The organism is Pantoea sp. Ft-CA_14, assembly GCF_024520875.1.
Taxonomy (GTDB): Bacteria; Pseudomonadota; Gammaproteobacteria; order Enterobacterales; family Enterobacteriaceae; genus Pantoea; species Pantoea agglomerans.
This window is the reverse complement of the sequence record NZ_JALNPM010000037.1, coordinates 1-277: the sequence shown is the minus strand read 5'-3', so window position 1 is coordinate 277 and position 277 is coordinate 1. Positions and strand designations below refer to the sequence as shown.

At 52.7% G+C, this 277-nt stretch carries 1 protein-coding gene; it reads right to left on the bottom strand.

Going from position 1 to position 277, the window contains the following annotated elements; all coding sequences use genetic code 11:
* Positions 1 to 190, bottom strand: a 190-nt coding sequence (gene galT, locus NR195_RS22745; protein WP_256844932.1) for a galactose-1-phosphate uridylyltransferase, incomplete at its 3' end; no start/stop codon positions are given.
* Between the last annotated feature and the right edge of the window lie 87 nt (positions 191 to 277).

Sequence of the window (277 nt, the reverse complement as noted above, 5' to 3'; positions counted from 1 at the left end):
CACCTGTAACGCGCGTGTTGCCCGCACACAGAAAACAGTCAGCATCGTGCGACGGCAGCGTATTCACCGCAGGCGTTTCCTGGGCACCCTGCCAGGGACGTTTGGCACGATGAGGAGAAACCAAAATCCACTGGTCAGTCAGGGGATTGTAACGGCGATGGGGATGATCGGCCGGGTTAAATTTTTCCATGTTGCATCCTGGTCAGCGTCAAAATAAAAAAGGCATCGATAAAACGTAGCACATCAGCCGCGTTGAAAACGTGATCCAGTCTGGATA